At 71.7% G+C, this 15,973-nt stretch carries 12 protein-coding genes and 1 pseudogene; 5 read left to right on the plus strand and 8 right to left on the minus strand.

The features are described from left to right. Positions 1-243: 243 nt before the first annotated feature. A complete protein-coding gene (locus tag EJG53_RS22180; protein ID WP_125046260.1) occupies positions 244-1,566 on the plus strand; it encodes a dicarboxylate/amino acid:cation symporter in 1,323 nt (440 codons plus the stop codon). Positions 1,567-1,659: 93 nt separating this feature from the next. Here EJG53_RS22180 and EJG53_RS42660 read toward each other — a convergent pair whose 3' ends face one another. The 3 genes and pseudogenes from EJG53_RS42660 to EJG53_RS22190 form a co-directional block, all read right to left on the minus strand. After that, on the minus strand, positions 1,660-2,241 hold the full coding sequence (locus EJG53_RS42660) for a recombinase zinc ribbon domain-containing protein (protein WP_244955277.1): 582 nt from the start codon (positions 2,239-2,241) through the stop codon (positions 1,660-1,662). Between the two features lie 98 nt (positions 2,242-2,339). Further along, a pseudogene (locus EJG53_RS42665) lies at positions 2,340-3,125 on the minus strand (recombinase family protein); the annotation flags it as partial. A 108-nt stretch (positions 3,126-3,233) separates the two neighbouring features. After that, positions 3,234-4,121, minus strand: a complete 888-nt coding sequence (locus EJG53_RS22190; RefSeq protein ID WP_125046261.1) for an alpha/beta fold hydrolase — start codon at positions 4,119-4,121, stop codon at positions 3,234-3,236. Positions 4,122-4,261: 140 nt separating this feature from the next. Here EJG53_RS22190 and EJG53_RS22195 point away from each other — a divergent pair, with 140 nt between their 5' ends. Next, a complete protein-coding gene (locus EJG53_RS22195) occupies positions 4,262-4,924 on the plus strand; it encodes a TetR/AcrR family transcriptional regulator (RefSeq protein ID WP_371858712.1) in 663 nt (220 codons plus the stop codon). Positions 4,925-5,005: 81 nt separating this feature from the next. Here the strand turns inward: EJG53_RS22195 and EJG53_RS22200 are convergent, their stop codons facing one another. After that, positions 5,006-5,929 carry a MaoC family dehydratase gene (locus EJG53_RS22200; RefSeq protein ID WP_167515151.1) on the minus strand — a complete coding sequence of 308 codons (924 nt, stop codon included), beginning with the start codon at positions 5,927-5,929 and terminating at the stop codon, positions 5,006-5,008. A gap of 315 nt (positions 5,930-6,244) precedes the next feature. Between EJG53_RS22200 and EJG53_RS22205 the strand changes: the two genes are divergently transcribed. Continuing rightward, entirely contained in the window at positions 6,245-8,248 is a 2,004-nt protein-coding gene (locus tag EJG53_RS22205) for an AMP-dependent synthetase/ligase (protein WP_125046262.1), read from the plus strand. Between the two features lie 174 nt (positions 8,249-8,422). Here the strand turns inward: EJG53_RS22205 and EJG53_RS22210 are convergent, their stop codons facing one another. The 3 genes from EJG53_RS22210 to EJG53_RS22220 form a co-directional block, all read right to left on the minus strand. Continuing rightward, the gene (locus tag EJG53_RS22210) at positions 8,423-9,679 is read right to left on the minus strand and encodes a lipase family protein (protein WP_125046263.1); all 1,257 of its coding nucleotides are present in this window, start codon (positions 9,677-9,679) and stop codon (positions 8,423-8,425) included. A 93-nt stretch (positions 9,680-9,772) separates the two neighbouring features. Further along, the gene (locus EJG53_RS22215) at positions 9,773-10,924 is read right to left on the minus strand and encodes an AraC family transcriptional regulator (RefSeq protein ID WP_125046264.1); all 1,152 of its coding nucleotides are present in this window, start codon (positions 10,922-10,924) and stop codon (positions 9,773-9,775) included. Between the two features lie 204 nt (positions 10,925-11,128). Then, a complete protein-coding gene (locus EJG53_RS22220) occupies positions 11,129-11,332 on the minus strand; it encodes a cold-shock protein (protein WP_031008279.1) in 204 nt (67 codons plus the stop codon). A 249-nt stretch (positions 11,333-11,581) separates the two neighbouring features. On the opposite strand from EJG53_RS22220, the gene EJG53_RS22225 reads away from it, so the two are divergent. After that, positions 11,582-12,481: a menaquinone biosynthetic enzyme MqnA/MqnD family protein gene (locus tag EJG53_RS22225; protein ID WP_125046265.1), complete on the plus strand. Its 900-nt coding sequence runs from the start codon at positions 11,582-11,584 to the stop codon at positions 12,479-12,481. Positions 12,482-12,822: 341 nt separating this feature from the next. Here EJG53_RS22225 and EJG53_RS22230 read toward each other — a convergent pair whose 3' ends face one another. Then, positions 12,823-14,031, minus strand: coding sequence for an alpha/beta hydrolase (locus EJG53_RS22230; RefSeq protein WP_244955278.1), 1,209 nt, complete (start codon positions 14,029-14,031; stop codon positions 12,823-12,825). Positions 14,032-14,169: 138 nt separating this feature from the next. Between EJG53_RS22230 and EJG53_RS22235 the strand changes: the two genes are divergently transcribed. Beyond that, on the plus strand, positions 14,170-15,948 hold the full coding sequence (locus EJG53_RS22235; RefSeq protein ID WP_125046266.1) for a serine/threonine-protein kinase: 1,779 nt from the start codon (positions 14,170-14,172) through the stop codon (positions 15,946-15,948). Positions 15,949-15,973: the final 25 nt, after the last annotated feature.

Genomic DNA, 15,973 nt, shown 5'->3' on the forward strand with positions numbered 1-15,973 from the left:
TTCAAGTGTTAACGTGTTCGACATGAAGACAGCAGCAGCGCACCACCACACCACGGGCGTCCCGCTCGTGGCGCGCCTGCACGTCGATCTTTGCCGCTGCATGTCCGCGGCCTGTTGCCGCCGCTGATCCCAGCTCGCAGCGGCCGGAGATCCCGTACGGATCGGTTACGGACCTCCTGTCTCCTGGCGCTGTGCGCCGTCTCCTCACCCTTTCGACGCCTGTCTGTCCCCGGAGTGTGTCCGTTGTCCACCACGTCTTCCGAGACCCCGCGGTCCGAGACCGCCAGATCCCGCCGCATACCCAAGGTCCCGTTCTGGGCCCAGATCCTGCTCGGCCTCGTCCTGGGCGTACTGCTCGGCTGGATCGCCAAGAGCGGTGACGTCTCCTGGCTGAAGACCACCCTCGACACCATCGGCAGCCTCTTCGTCCAGTTGCTCAAGCTGGCCGTGGCACCGCTGGTCTTCTTCGCCATCCTGGTCTCGATCACCAACCTGCGGCAGGTCAACAACGCGGCCCGGCTGGCCACCCGCACCCTGCTGTGGTTCATGGTCACCTCGCTGATCGCGGTCGCCATCGGCATGGCGATCGGCCTGATCAGCAACCCCGGCGCGGGCACCGGCCTGACCCCCAAGGACGGCAAGCTCCCCGAGCACGCCGGCTCCTGGATCGACTTCCTGACCGGGATCATCCCCAAGAACGTCGTCACGCCGTTCACCGACCTGAAGGTCATGCAGATCGTCTTCATGGCGACGGTGGCCGGCATCGCGGCCCTGAAGCTGGGCGACCGCGCCGAGCCGGTGCTGCGCCTGAGCCGCTCCGTGCTGGAGCTGCTGCAGAAGGCCCTGTGGTGGGTCATCCGCCTCGCCCCGATCGGCTCGCTCGGCCTGATCGGCTACGCCATCGCGGACTACGGCTGGGACCTGATCAGCAAGTACGCGACCTTCACCGTCGACATCTACGTCGGCTGCGCGATCGTCCTGTTCGGCGTCTACCCGCTGCTGCTGTCGGCCTTCGCCAAGGTGAGCCCGCTGCAGTTCTTCAAGGGCGCCTGGCCCGCCATCCAGTTGGCGTTCGTCTCCCGCTCCTCGGTCGGCACCATGCCGCTGACCCAGAAGGTCACCGAGCGCCTGGGCGTCCCGAAGGAGTACGCGTCCTTCGCGGTGCCCTTCGGCTCGACGACCAAGATGGACGGCTGCGCCTCGATCTACCCGGCGCTCGCCGCGATCTTCATCGCGCAGATCTTCGACGTCGACCTGGGCGTCGGCGACTACATCCTGATCGCCTTCGTCTCGGTCATCGGCTCGGCGGCCACCGCCGGCCTGACGGGCGCCACCGTCATGCTGACCCTGACCCTGTCCACCCTCGGCCTCCCCCTGGAGGGCGTCGGCCTGCTGATGGCCATCGACCCGATCCTGGACATGATGCGGACGGCTACGAATGTGGCCGGCCAAGTTGTAACGCCGTTGATCGTGGCTGCGCAGGAAAAGATCCTCGACCGCGACAAGTACGACAGCGCGACGTCGACCCCCGTGGACGAGACTCAGCCGGTAGCTGCCGCCGCCTGACGTCCCCGGCTTCGCCCGACGCCCCAGGTCCGTTCAGGGACCGGGGGCGTCGGCCGTGTGCACGGGAGCTTTGCGTCCCGAGGCCGCCGCTGGTCAGCACGGTGCCGGCGTGATGCTGATCGACGTGGGCTCCGGAGGCTTGCGTCGTCCGCGACCGACGCTGAAGACGTCGACGTGGTCGATCACCGTCGCCACGAGGGCACGACGGCGCTCCAGATTCTCGGGGGCATCGTCCTTCCAGACCGTCAATGCGTCCGCCTCGGCGCGGGACCTGCGGACGACCGCCACCGCAGCACGCTTGCGCAGTGTCCGCAGCTCATCCCGGAGGTGCGCCAAGGCGTCGAAGTAGTCGTCGTCCTCCAACTGCTCGCCCTTCCAGCGGTCCCGGAGTGCGTTGATGCGGACTTCCAGCAGACCGATCGGTCCCGTGAGGTCCTCGGCCGGCACCTCCTCCTGCCGAGCTGCCCGTTCCCTGAGGGCAGCTTCGACGACCTCGTCGAGCTGTTCCTCGATCCATACGTAGGTGCGGTTGACCTTCCCGCAGCCGAGGCGGCCGTCCCTGCCTCGCTGGCCGGAGTGGCAGAACGTCCGGCGGAACGTCCGCCCCTGGACGGTTGCCCACTGGACGCGCAGGGACGAGCCGCAGTTGCCGCACCGCAGGAACCCGGAGTACACGTGCTTCCGCTTGCCTGCCCCTGCGGCGCGGGCGTGGCCCGGTCGTCCAGCAGAGTCTGTACGTTCTGCCACTGCTCCCGAGTCAGCGGAGCACCGTAGACGCTGTCCCCGATGTCCTGGCCCTTGTAGGTGACGATGCCGCCGGTGCGCTCGGACCGGTACACGCGTTTCACCGACTGGATCGTCCAGGCGCCACCCTGTGGAGTCGTGCAGCCCAAGGCGTTCCAGTACCGGGCGACATCGCCGGGAGTCTTCGAGGCCCGGTCCAGGAGCATCCGGTGGCCGTCGCGGATGAGTTCGGTCTCGGCCTCGTCCAGCTCCTGGAAGCACGACCCCGCCTTGAACCCGAACTGCCGCTTCCCGCCGGCGTGCGGTCTGCCCTGCTCTCTGCGCTGCAAGAGAGAGATGTTGATCCTCTCCGACATGCGCTCGGTCTCCTGCTGGGCCACGGCGCCCTTGATCGTCAGAATCATGCGTCCGCCGGCGGTCGACGTGTCCTCGCCCTCTGTCGTGGCGAAGGCGAATCCGTTCTCCTTCTGCTCCTCCAGAAAGCCGGCCAGCTCGCCGATCCGGCGCGTCAGCCGGTCGATGGAGTGGACGACGATGCCGTCGATGAAGCCGTCGCGCACGTCGCGGAGCATCTCCGTGTAAGCGGGGCGGTGCCGTTTGCTGGTGGTCGACGCGGACACGTCGTTCTCCGCGTAGACCTTGAGGACGCCCCAGCCCATGCGCTCGCACAGCTCCCGGCAGGCCTTTTCCTGGCGTCGGACGCCGAGCTCCCGGCCTTTGCGGTCCTTGCTGATCCGGACGTAGATCCCCGCACGCTTCGGCTTGGTCATGGCCCCCCCTGGTCGCAGACGACGTACCCGCGCCATGACCAACATGCATACGGACAATACGGTTACGGCAGTCGTCGGTCAGGCCGCCGTGTCGTCTCCGGCTCTCTTCCGTGGGAGAGCGCCGACGATGACGCGGACGCCTGGCCCTCCCGCTCAGCCGGCCTTCGCCGTATGCGCCAGGATCGCCTCCGCCAGCGGGCCCTGGACCTCCGGTGGCAGGGCGTGGCCCATGCCGGGGATCTCCACCAGGTGGGCGTGTCCGACGGCCTGGGCGAGGTGGTGCGGGTGCGGGGGCGGGAAGACCGGTTCGGCCGGGGCGCTGATGACCAGGGCGGGCACCTGGTTGGCGGCCAGGGCTTCGGTGCGGAGCATTCCCGAGTGGTCCGCGCGGGCAGGCGCGTCGGAGACGTCGTAGCGGCCGGTGTGTTCGATGATCCGGCGTTCCAGGGCGCGGTAGTAGGCGGGGTCGAAGGGGAGCCGGCCGCCGCCGAGGACCCGCCAGTGCTCCACGCGCCGGTCGAGTTCGGCCTCCAGGCCGTGGTCCTCGACGGGCCGGGCCCACATCTCCAGTACCTCCGGGGCGATGCCGGGCAGGTCCTCGACGGGCACCTGGACGCCGTCCGGGCGGGTGTACGGGGTGGTGCTCATCGCGTTGGTGCCGATCAGGGTGGCGCTCAGGATCCGGTCGGGGTGGTCGGCGAGGGCGATCTGCGTCAGCATCCCGCCGAGCGACATTCCCACCAGGTGCGCCCGCTCGACGCCGAGGCCGTCGAGGACGCGGACGATGTCCTCCGCCAGGTCCGTGATGCGGTACGGCCGCTCGTCGAAGGGCCAGGTGGAGCGGCCCGTGTCGCGGTGGTCGTAACGGATGACCCGGTGCTGGACGGCGAGCGCGTCGACGAACGGCTCCGGCCAGCCCAGGCCGGACGCCTGTGCGCCCATGACCAGCAGCAGCGGGGGCGCGTCGGCCGGTCCGCGCCGGTCGGTCCACAGGCGTACGCCGGGAGCCGCCTCGACGAACCGCTGGTGTGCCTGGTGCATGGGGGAGTTCCTTCCGGCCGAATAAGCGAGACGAGTCGTATCGTCTCGCTAACGGAGCGATCGCGTCAAGAGGCGGCGGACAAGGCGGGAAAACGTAAACTTACTTGGCGGTAAAGGGGTGGGACGGGAGGGCAATGGGCGTGGGAGCTGTGAAGAGCAAGCGGATGCCGCGGGCCGTACGGGAGCAGCAGATGCTCGACGCGGCCGTGCTGACCTTCGCGCGGCGCGGTTACCGGGCGGCCTCGATGGACGAGATCGCCGAGGTGGCGGGGGTGTCCAAGCCGCTGGTCTATCTGTACCTGAACTCCAAGGAGGAGCTGTTCAGCGCCGTGATCCGGCGGGAGTCGGCGGCGCTCGCGGAGGCGGTACGCGCCGCGGTGGAGCCGGACGCGCCCGCCGACCGGCAGCTCTGGAGCGGGCTGAAAGGATTCTTCGCACATACGGCCGAGCATCCGGACGGCTGGGCGGTACTGCACCAGCAGGCCCGTACGCAGGGGGAACCGTTCGCGGTCGAAGTCGCCGCGATGCGGGCGGAGATCGTCGAGTTCGTCACGGCGATGATCGGCGCGGCGGCCCAGGAGGCGGGCTGCGGCCGGGAACCGGCCGCGCGCGAAGTCTCCGGCCTGGCGCACGCGCTGGTGGGGGCCGCCGAATCACTGGCCGACTGGGCCAACGGCCGGGGCGGCGGGGCGGTGCCGGGGGAGCGCCCGTCGGCCAAGGAGACGGCGGCGACGCTGATGAACTTCGCCTGGGCCGGGTTGGGGCGGTTGATGGACGGAGAGCGGTGGTCGCCGGGCGGGTGAGGGGTGGCCGGGTGATGTGATGCGGGTCCGGGGGCGGGCCCTCCAGGGGCGGGCCACGTCGGGCCGGCGGGCCGGCAGGCGTCACATGTCCGTCTCCACCCTCCCCTCCAGGTGGACGCGCGCCCGCCCCTCGGGCGCGCCGCGCAACTGGAACGTGCCGCCGTTGCGCGTGGTCTCGTAGGCGTACGCGACGGTGGCGGGCAGCAGGACCGGGGAGCGGAATTCCGCCGAGATGCGCAGCGTCGCCGTACCCGGCAGCACCGCCTCGGCGGCGCAGCGCGCGAAGGTCCACATGCCGTGCGCGATGGCGCGCGGGAAGCCGAGCGGGCGGGCCGTCAGGGCGTGCAGGTGGATCGGGTTGTAGTCGCCGGAGACGGCGGCGTGGCGGCGGCCGAGGTCGGCGGGCAGGCGCCATCGGGCCCGTACGGGCAGGTCGCGGCCGCTGCTCGAAGGGCCGGGCGCCCTGGGGGAGTCGGGGGCGCCGTCCCCGCGCGGACCGCTGCTCCCGGCCGTCCGGTGCCGCGCCAGATACGTGCTCCGGTCGTGCCACACCAGCGCGCCACCGCGGCGCGCCTCGGTGGTCATCACCACCTCGGTGCCCCGGCGGTGCGGCCGCAACGCGCCCGCGAACACCGTCAGTTCGAGCGTGTCGGTCGGGTGCAGCGGCGCGTACTGGGTGATCTCGATGCCGGTGTGCACCAGGCCGAGCATCGGCAGCGGGAAGTCCCGCGCGCTCATCAGCCGGGCGGCCAGCGGAAATCCGAGGATGTGCGGATAGGTGACGGGCAGCGGCTCGGTGGCGTCGTACCCGCAGACCCGGGCGTACGTGGCGGCCCGGCCCAGCCCGATGCGGACGGCGGGCAGGACGAGGCGGGTGCGCGGCAGGGCGGCGTCCGGCCGCGGATGCTTGCCGAAGCCGGTCAGCACGCCCTTGGCCAGTACGGGCATCAGCCGCGGCGCGCGGGTCAGGCCGGTGGACGCGCCGCCCGGTACGTCGGCCGCCATCAGGCACCCGGCCGGAGGAGCGGTGCGGTCGGCGGGCGGCCCGTGCGAGGGGAGCGGAGGAGGCCCGGGGCGGCAGCGGTGGGAGGAAGACGGTGTTCGGGCATTGGCCAACTCCTGGTCCTCGCGTAAATTTACTTCGAAGTAAGGTTACTGTCGGGTCAGGTGTTGGTCGAGAGCGCGAACCTGCGGGCCGCGCGCCGCCCCGGCCGCCCAACGGGCCTGCTCCTCCGGCCCGTTGACAGCCGCCGGCCGCTGTGCCGCGCCGGCCGCCGCGCCGCGCACACCCTGCGACCACCGTGAGACGAGGAGCCGCTCGTGTCCAGTCAGCAACGGCAAGGCGGGCCACCGGCGCCCGCTCCGGCGGAGCCGCGCATCCAGGTGCGGGACGGGGCCGTGCGGGAGGTGTCCGTACCGCCGCTGGTGGCGCCGGTGCGCACCGGTTCCCTGGGAGACATCCCCTTCGACAACGCCGCGCAAGCGCCCGGCGAGGCCGTACTGGCGCGCAAGAAGGCGGGCGGTGACGCCGGGGGCGCGTGGCGGGACGTGAGCGCCGCCGAGTTCGCCGCCGAGGTGCTCGCCGTGGCCAAGGGCCTGATCGCGCACGGGCTGCGGGCGGGCGACCGGCTGGCCATCATGGCCCGTACGACGTACGAGTGGACGCTGATCGACTTCGCCGCGTGGGCGGCCGGGCTGGTCACCGTGCCCGTCTACCCGACCTCCTCGGCCCACCAGGCGCACTGGATCCTCCAGGACTCGGGGGCGGCGGCCTGCGTCGTGGAGAGCGTCGCGGAGGCCCGGCTGGTGAGCGGCGTCCGGTCCGGGCTGCCCGGACTGCGCCACCTGTGGCAACTGGACACCGGCGCCGTGCCGCAGATCGTGGCGGCCGGGCGGCCGGTCCCGGACGCCCTGGTGACCGAACGGCGGGCGGCCACCGGCCCGTCGGACATCGCCACCCTCGTCTACACCTCCGGCACCACCGGCCGCCCCAAGGGCTGCGTCCTGACCCACGGCAACTTCTTCACCGAGGTGGACAACGCGATCGAACTGCTGCACCCGGTCTTCCGGTCGGTCAGCAGCGAACCCGCCTCGACGCTGCTCTTCCTGCCCCTGTCGCACGTCTTCGGCCGGATGGTCGCGGTCGGCTGTCTGCGCGCCCGGGTACGGCTCGGCCACGCGCCCAGCATCCGTACCGAGGACCTCCTGGCCGACCTGGCCGCCTTCCGGCCGACGTTCCTGCTCGCGATCCCCTACGTCCTGGAGAAGGTCTACAACACCGGCCGCGCCACGGCCGAGAAGATGGGCCGGGCCGCGTCCTTCGACCGCGCCGCCGCGGTCGCGCGGCGCTACGGGGAAGCCGTCGAGGCGCAGGAGCACGGCACGGGCAGCGGCCCCGGCGTGGCGCTGAAGGCGGCCCGGCGGATGTACGACCCGCTGGTCTACCGCCGTATCCGCGCCGCGCTCGGCGGCAAGGTCCGCTACGCGATCTGCGGCGGCTCCCCGCTCGGACGGCGGCTCGCGGCCTTCTACGCGGGCGCCGGCATCGAGATCTTCGAGGGGTACGGGCTCACCGAGACCACCGCGGCCGCCACCCTCACCCCGCCGCTGAAGCCCCGGATCGGCACGGTCGGCCGGCCGCTGCCCGGCACCGCCGTACGGATAGCGGACGACGGGGAGGTGCTGCTGCGCGGCGGACAGGTCTTCAGCGGGTACTGGGACGCGGCGACCGGCGGGCCGCTGCCGGCCGGGGACGTGGACGAGAGCGGGGCGGGCGAGGGTGTGGGCGCGGGCGCCGGAGCCGGTGCGGAGGGCGGCGGCTGGCTGGCGACCGGTGACATCGGCGCCCTGGACGCGGACGGCTATCTGACCATCACCGGCCGCAAGAAGGAGATGATCGTCACCTCCGGCGGCAAGAACGTCGCCCCGGCCCCGCTGGAGGACCGGCTGCGGGCACATCCGCTGGTCGGCCAGTGCATGGTCGTCGGCGACGGCCGCCCGTACGTCACCGCGCTGGTCACGCTGGAGCCGGACGGGCTGGCGCACTGGCGGCAGATGCGGAAGAAGCAGCAGGTGCCGTTGGCGGAACTGGTCCGCGACGAGGCGCTGCTGGCCGACCTCCAGGACGCGGTGGACGACGCCAACCAGCTCGTCTCGCGCGCCGAATCGATACGCCGGTTCACCGTGCTGCCGGTCGACTTCACGGAGGAGGCCGGTCACCTCACCCCGTCCATGAAGCTGCGGCGGGCCGCCATCGCGCGTGACTTCGGCGCGGAGATAAAGGAGTTGTACGGGAACGGGTACGGAAACGGGCCGGGGTACTGATGCTCCGTTAACTGACCGGCGGGTAACCTCGTATGCGGCGCCGCCGAGACCGGCCCGGCAGACCGGAACCCCGTGTCACCTCTGTGGGGGAAGTGGCACGGGGTTCCTCTTGGGGCACCGGACATCGGGCCCCGGGCACCGGCTATCGGCCGCCGGGGCCCTGCCGCCGTCCGCTCAGCCGCAGTTGCCGTGCGCCGGCTTCCCGGCGAAGCGGCCCGCGAGCCAGTCGGCGGCCGGTACGGCACCCGCGACCGCGCCGACGACGTGCTCACCCAGCGGGATCGGGGCCCACCGCACCTCGGCGCCCTTGGCGCACCAGTCCGTACGCAGTTGCTTGCCGACGCCGTACGGAATCAGCTCGTCGAGCGTGCCGTGGTAGAGGAACACCGGCGCGTCCGGCCTGCGCGTACCGAGGTCCGACTCCCGCAGCCGCTGCTGCCAGTCGGCCTCGTACAGCGGGTTCTTGACCGTGACGTCGGAGATCTTCTTGAAGGCACCGGCGATGGCGTCGATGGCCACGCAGTTCTTCTTCATGAAGTCGACGTAGTGCCGGCCCTTGTCGTTCAGGTACTTCGCCAGGTCCAGCTCCGGGAACGCGGCGTCCTGGCCGACGGCCGCCATCAGGATCAGACCCGCGCCGACATTGCCGTTGTTGAAGTCGGCGACCTTGAGCAGGTCGGCCGGGACACCGCCCGTCGCGGTGCCTTTGACCTTGAGTTCGGGCGCGTACGTACTGTGCAGCTCGGCCGCCCAGCTAGAGGCTTGCCCGCCCTGTGAATAGCCCATGATCCCGACCGGGGAGTCCTCGGTGACGCCCGCGCGCACGGCACCGGGCAGCCGCTGCGCGGCGCGCGCGGCGTCGAGGACGGCCTGCCCCTCGGCGCGGCCGACGGTGTAGGTGTGGTCGCCGGGTGTGCCCAGGCCCTCGTAGTCGGTCACGGCGACCGCCCAGCCGCGGGCCGTGAGCTGCTGGATGAGGTTGGCCTCGACGGTGGTGCCCTTGGGGAAGCCGGCCGAGGGCGCGCACGTGTCGGCGAGGCCGACCGTACCGACGGCGTACGTGACCAGCGGGCGCGGCCCGGTACGGCCGTCGTCCGGGACGATGACCGTGCCGGAGACGACGTTCGGGGTGCCCTTGGCGGTGGTCGAGCGGTACTCCATGTGCCAGGCGCGGGTGCGGGTCGGCTGGCCTGGCAGCGGGTGGAAGGAGGTGGGGGAGGACGCCACGATGTCGCCCGGACGGGCGCTGTCCGCCTGGGCGGACGTGGCGTGCGGGGCGGACGGGGCTGTAGCAGCCTCGGGGGTCGAGGGGGCGGAACGCGCGGTGGCCGTGGCGCTCGGGAGACCGAGCGAGAGGGCGAGTGCCGTGGCGGCGGTGAGGGCGGTACCGCGCAGCGCGCGGGTGGCACGGGTGGCGCGGGGGTGCACCATGCGGCTCTCCCAACGGTCCGGGGGGAGGTTCAGGACGGTTCGACTGGGGTGACCGTAGGGACTCGGCGCTACGGACGGCGCTGACCGGGACGCTCAGCTTTGCTGACCCGGCGGAGCGCCCGCCGCCCGCGGACGCAGCCGGTACGCACCCGGCGTGGTCCCCGTCCACCGCCGGAACGCCCGGTGGAAGGCGGTGTCCTCGGAGAAACCGAGCCGCGCCGCCAGCTCGGCGATCGGCTCCCGGCCCGCCGCCAGCGAGCTGATCGCCGCGTCCCGGCGCACCGCGTCCTTCAGCCGCCGGTACGAGGTGCCCTCCTCCTGGAGCCGGCGGCGCAGCGTCGCCGGGCTCACCGCCAGTCGCGCCGCGACCTCGGCCACCTCCGGCAGCCGGGCCGGGCCCGTGGCGCCCAGGGCGAGGACGAGCGTGCGCCGCACCCGCTCGGTGACGGTCGTGCCGTACTCCCGGCGGCTCAGCAGATCGGCGGGCGCCCGCCGCAGCATCGCCGTCAGCGCCGCCTCGTCCCGGACGACCGGCGCCGCCAGCCAGCGGGCGTCGAAGGCCGCCGCGGTGCGCGGGGCCCCGAAGCGCACCGCACAGCCGAAGAGCAGCTCGTACTCGTGCGCGTGGGCGGGGGCGGGGTGGGCGAAGCGGGCGTGGCGCAGCGGGATGCGGCGGCCGATCAGCCAACTGGAGAGCCGGTGCCAGATGATCATCACGGACTCGGCGAGGAAGGTGGCCTCGGGGTACGGGCGCAGATCGGTACGGATCGAGAACTCGGCGGTGGCGGACGCGGCGCCGAGGCCGGACGCGGCCCCGTACCCGTACTCGGAGGCGGTCCCGGCCCCTGAGGCGCTCCCGGGCCCGTCGGAACAGGCCCCCGTCCCGCCCTCACCCCCCACCGTCACCGCCATCTCCGGCCCGCCCGGGAACAGCCCGTAGAACCGCACGGCCCGCTCCAGCGCCGTACCGAGATCGGGGCAGCCCAGGCAGGCGAGGCCCATCATGGCGAACGTGCCCCGGCGGCTGGGCAGCGGCCCGAGCCCCAGGAACTCGTCGCCCGTCGCCCGCTGCACCTCCTTGACCAGCCGTGCGAACCGGTCGGCGCCGATCCGGGCCCGTTCGTCCCCCAGCAGCAGCGGAGAGATCCGCGCCGCCTGCAACAGCGGCACGGTGTCCACACCCGCCCGCCGCACACCGCTGAGTACGGCCCGCACATGGTGCACGGCGATGGTCGGCCCGGTCATGACCCTGCACGGTAGCCGCGGGGGCCGAAGAGGTCAGGAGGGGCGGCAGCGACGTATTCCGGCGGCGGTGGGGGAAAGGGCAGCGGCCGGCGGTGCGGGAAAGGCAGGACGGGAAAGGCAGGAGCCCCGTCCCCTTCCCCGAAAGGAAGGAGCGGGGCTCCTTGGGTACTGCTAAGTCGACCGCGATCGGTCGGACCGGGCAACTCAGACCGGCGTGACGTTCTCCGCCTGCGGACCCTTCGGGCCCTGCGTGACGTCGAAGTTCACCTGCTGGTTCTCTTCCAGGGAACGGAAGCCAGTGGCGTTGATCGCAGAGTAGTGGACGAAGACATCCGGGCCGCCGCCGTCCTGGGCGATGAAGCCGAAGCCCTTTTCAGCGTTGAACCACTTCACGGTTCCGGTAGCCATAAGCCCTCCTTGGGCCAAAGGGTTGCCCTGCTCCAGAACCTGCGAGAAGTCTGAAAACTACAAAAGCCTGCGGCGTCACATGCTCCGCAGGCTCTGTACTGCAAGGGAAACCAAACTGCAACTTGCGCTGAGCCTAGCACGGGGCGCTTGGAGGGCGGAAGAGCCAAAGATCACGTTTACCCGAGCGGTGCAGTGGCCATGGGCGGCCCCGCCGCACCGTCCGGCAGCCCCCGGGTCTAGCCTCCGCATGTGGACAATTCAACCGTTGGAGACGCATCCGCAGGAGCCGCAGCCGACCACCGTCGGAGCCGGCCGCGGGTGGGCCACATCCAGTTCCTGAACTGTATGCCCCTGTACTGGGGCCTCGCGCGGACGGGCACGCTGCTCGACCTGGAGCTCACGAAGGACACCCCGGAAAAGCTCAGCGAACAGCTGGTGCGCGGCGATCTCGACATCGCCCCGGTGACCCTCGTGGAGTTCCTGCGGGCCGCCGACGACCTGGTCGCCTTTCCCGACCTGGCGGTCGGCTGCGACGGCCCGGTCATGTCGTGCGTGATCGTGTCGCAGAAGCCCCTGGAGGAACTGGACGGGGCACGGGTCGCACTCGGCTCGACCTCCCGTACATCCGTACGCCTGGCCCAACTGCTGCTGGCCGAGAAGATCGGCGTCACTCCTGACTACTACACCTGCCCGCCCGACCTCGGCGTGATGATGCAGGAGGCGGAGGCCGCCGTGCTCATCGGGGACGCGGCGCTGCGCGCGAACCTGCACGACGCGCCGCGGCTCGGCCTCCAGGTGCACGACCTCGGCCAGATGTGGAAGGACTGGACCGGCCTGCCGTTCGTCTTCGCCGTCTGGGCGACCCGCCGGGACTACCTGGAGCGCGAACCCCTCGTCGTGCGCAAGGTGCACGAGGCGTTCCTGGCCTCCCGCGACCTGTCGCTCGAAGAGGTCGGCAAGGTGGCCGAGCAGGCCGCGCGCTGGGAGACCTTCGACGAGAAGGTGCTGGAACGCTACTTCACGACACTGGACTTCCGGTTCGGCCCGGACCAGTTGCGCGGTGTGACGGAATTCGCCCGCCGGACGGGAGAATCGACCGGCTATCCGGCGGACGTACGGGTCGACCTGCTGGAGAACCCGCCGGCCTGACCCCCGATTCCGGCGGCGAATTCCGCGCGTACGGAACGCATACGGATCGCGTACGGAACCTGAACAGAACGCGTAGGGAACGCGCGGAAGGCATGCGCGAGTGGTACGTGAGCTGTGCGGGAAGTAGTGCGAAAGGTATGCGAAAAGTGCACGAAAGGCACGGGTAACGCGTACGGAGAAGTGCGGAAGTCGTACGGGGGGCGTACGGAACCCGCACGGAAGTTCCCAAGGAAGCCCGAACGGAACCCCGGCCGGAAGTCAGCCGGGAAGCCGTCCGTGAAGTCGCCCGGGAAGCCGTCCGGAAAAAGTGAGAAAGACGTACGAAATGCCCGGCCGGCGTGTCAGGGCGCGGGCGTCGGGCCCGGCATGACCTTGCTGATCCATTCCATGGTTCCGTCATTCATGCCGCGGACGTACCCCCTGGCGTTGTGGCCGCCGCCTTCGATCACCTGAAGACGGGTCTTGATCGGTCCCTTGCCGATTTTCTTCATGAAGGCTTCCAGCTTGGCCCGGCCCCCCTCCTTGGTGCCGATCTGGAAGGCGATGTGCACGTCCGGGGCCCCGGGCCGGGCGATCAGGTGCTTGGCCAGTTGCTCCGGGTCGTTGGCCAGCCGCTCCTTCTCGTGGCCGCGCCACAGCGGCGAGTCCGGCCGGGTGTCCGGGCCGGAGGCGATCACGGCCTTGAACCGGTCGGGATGCTGGAGCACCTGCTTGAGGCCCACGTAGGCGCCCGAGGAGGAGCCCATGAAGGCCCAGCCGTCCCGCGACGTGAAGGTACGGAAGTTGGCCTTGACCAGGTCGGGGACGTCGTCGGACATCCAGGTGCCCATCTTCGGCTGCCCCGGGATGTCACTGCCGTCGTAGTAGTTCTTGTCGTCCGCGTTCAGGACCGGCATGACGACGATGAACGGCTTGCTCTTGCCCGACTTCGACCACTCGCTGATGCTGCTCTGCAACTTCAGGTCGGTTCCCATCCAGTAGTTGACCGGATAGCCGGGGCCGCCGGGCAGCGCGATGAGCACCGGGAACGCGCTCTTCGCGTACTTGTCCTCGTAGTACTCCTTGGGCGCCCACACCCAGACCCGGCCCGTGAAGCCGGACTTCTTGCCGTGCAGCGTGGTCACGCCGATCTTGGTGCCGTCGTCCAGCGTGTTCGCCGTCGTGAACTGCGCCTGCGGCCCCGTGGGCATCCGCACCCCCGGCGCTGACCCGTCGGACGACCCGCCCGCGCCGCCGGAACCGCCCGTTCCGCCGCCGTCCGTGCGGGGCCGGTCGAAGGACATCGGCTCGCCGTTGTCGGAGAAGACGTCGAAGGCGTTCAGTACGGGCACGGCGGCCAGGCCCAGTACGGCCACGACCGCCCCCGCGATCCAGAGCCGCTTGCGCCGGCCCGTCCGTCTGCCCAGCCGGCGGCGCGGCGCGCGGTGCTCCCGGGCGGGGCCGTACGCGGGCCCGCCGTCGGCCTCGTACCCGTACGCGGGCCGGCCCTCGGGGCCGTTCGGGGGTGCTCCCCGTACTGGTGCTGCACGAAGCTCTCCGGGTGGGTGCACTGCCCCGCAGGACAAGTCGGACGGTTGCTGGCGTTCCATCTCTTTGATGGCGAAAGCCCTTGTGCGGGTTCACCGGACCGGGCATGACCTGGGTCATAGGCTGTGCCGTGATCCGGGCCGGCAGGGGGAGGCGAAGCCATGGAGCCGCTGGGGGCGGACGATCCGCGCGTCATCGGTACGTACCGGCTGCTGGGCCGGCTCGGCGCGGGCGGCATGGGCCGTGTCTACCTCGGGCGCAGCGCCGGCGGCCGTACCGTCGCGGTCAAGTCCGTCCACGCGCAGTTCGCGGCCGACGATCAATTCCGGGCCCGCTTCCGGCGCGAGGTGGAGTCCGCGCGCCGGGTCGGCGGTGCCTGGACCGCGCCCGTACTGGACGCCGACCCCGACGCCCCCGTCCCCTGGGTGGCCACCGGTTACGTGGCGGGCCCCTCGCTCACCCGCGCGGTCGAGGACTTCGGCCCGCTGGACGGCCCCGCCGTACGGACACTGGGCGCCGGGCTCGCCCGGGCGCTGGCCGCCGTGCACACCCACGGCCTGGTCCACCGGGACGTCAAACCGTCCAACGTCCTGCTCACCCTCGACGGCCCGCTGCTCATCGACTTCGGCATCGCCCGCGCCACCGACGGCGGCGCCGCGCTCACCGCCACCGGCGTCTCCGTCGGCTCACCCGGCTACATGGCGCCCGAGCAGATCCTCGGCCAGGAGGTCACCGGCGCCTGCGACGTCTTCTCCCTCGGCGCGGTCCTTTTCTACGCGGCCACCGGCGCCGGCCCGTTCACCGGGGACAGCTCGGCCGCCCTCCTCTACAAAGTCGTGCACGGCTACCCCGACCTCGGCACCGCCCTCACGGGCGAACTCCGCGAGATCACCACGGCCTGTCTGGCGAAGCGCCCCGAGAACCGGCCTGCTCCGGAGGAGATCGTGCGGCGGCTGGACGGGACAGCGGCGACGGGTGGCGCGCCGGGTGCGGACGGTGGTCCGGAGCGCGCCGGTTGGCTGCCGGCGCCGCTGGTCGAACGCGTCAGCAGGCAGGCGGTGGAGCTGCTGAATCTGGACGCGCGGGCGGGGGAGGAGGCGGAGGGCTTCGGAGGGCCTGCCGACCCTGCGTACGGAAGGGAGGCCGCCGCTCCGTACGGGGCACCGTCCGGCCTCGTCCCGTTCGACGCTCCGGCCGGTCCCGACGCATCCGCCCCCACTGCCTCCGGACAGCAACCGACCTACATCCCGCCCCAGCCTCACCCCCACCCCGCGTACCCCTCCCCTCCCTCCTGGCCGGCCGCCGGTTCCGTCCCCACGCAGCCGCCCAACCCGCCGGAACCGGCCGCCCCGCCCAAAGAGCGCCGCCTCACCCTCAGGGGCGCCCTCGGCGGCGGAACATCCGGACGCCGCCGGATGAGCTGCACACTGGTCCTGTCCGTGGCCGGTGCGCTCGCCGCCGCGACGACCGCCGCGTTCGTCTTCCAGTTGCTGCCCGGCCAGGGCGAGGACAACGGCAGGGACGCGGCCGCGAAGCCGCCCGGCAGCGGGCAGACCCCGTCGCCCGGCGCGTCCCGGCCCGGGGAGCCGGCCGTCCCGAAGTCCTTCCTCGGCACCTGGACCGGCACGGTCGTCACCCGCCACAACATCCCCAACGGCACCATCACCAGCACCATCGCCCCCGGCACCAAGGGCGACTACGTCGTCCACACCTCGTACGACTTCCTGATCGCCCGGTGCGCGGCCAAGGCGAAACTGGTGTCCGCCACCGCCACCACGCTGACCCTCCGGGAGCGCACGGACGGCAAGGCCGGACCCGGCTGCACGGGCGCAGAGGCGGCCGTCACGTACACGCTCGGCAAGGACGGCACCCTCTCCTTCGCCTCCGACGACGAGGCGGGCGGCCGGCCCCGCGCCACCATGAAGAAGACCGGCGGCTGACCCGCCGCCCGGCCGCTTGCACCCG

The sequence above is a fragment of the Streptomyces chrestomyceticus JCM 4735 genome, from assembly GCF_003865135.1.
Taxonomy (GTDB): domain Bacteria; phylum Actinomycetota; class Actinomycetes; order Streptomycetales; family Streptomycetaceae; genus Streptomyces; species Streptomyces chrestomyceticus.

Excerpts from the sequence above, each read along its gene's own strand:
- EJG53_RS22190 (WP_125046261.1), bottom strand. The coding sequence starts at position 4,121 with ATGCACCAGGCACACCAGCGGTTCGTCGAGGCGGCTCCCGGCGTACGC.
- EJG53_RS22200 (WP_167515151.1), bottom strand. The coding sequence starts at position 5,929 with ATGGCGGCCGACGTACCGGGCGGCGCGTCCACCGGCCTGACCCGCGCG.
- EJG53_RS22210 (WP_125046263.1), bottom strand. The coding sequence starts at position 9,679 with ATGGTGCACCCCCGCGCCACCCGTGCCACCCGCGCGCTGCGCGGTACC.
- EJG53_RS22215 (WP_125046264.1), bottom strand. The coding sequence starts at position 10,924 with ATGACCGGGCCGACCATCGCCGTGCACCATGTGCGGGCCGTACTCAGC.
- EJG53_RS22220 (WP_031008279.1), bottom strand. The coding sequence starts at position 11,332 with ATGGCTACCGGAACCGTGAAGTGGTTCAACGCTGAAAAGGGCTTCGGC.
- EJG53_RS22235 (WP_125046266.1), top strand. The coding sequence starts at position 14,170 with ATGGAGCCGCTGGGGGCGGACGATCCGCGCGTCATCGGTACGTACCGG.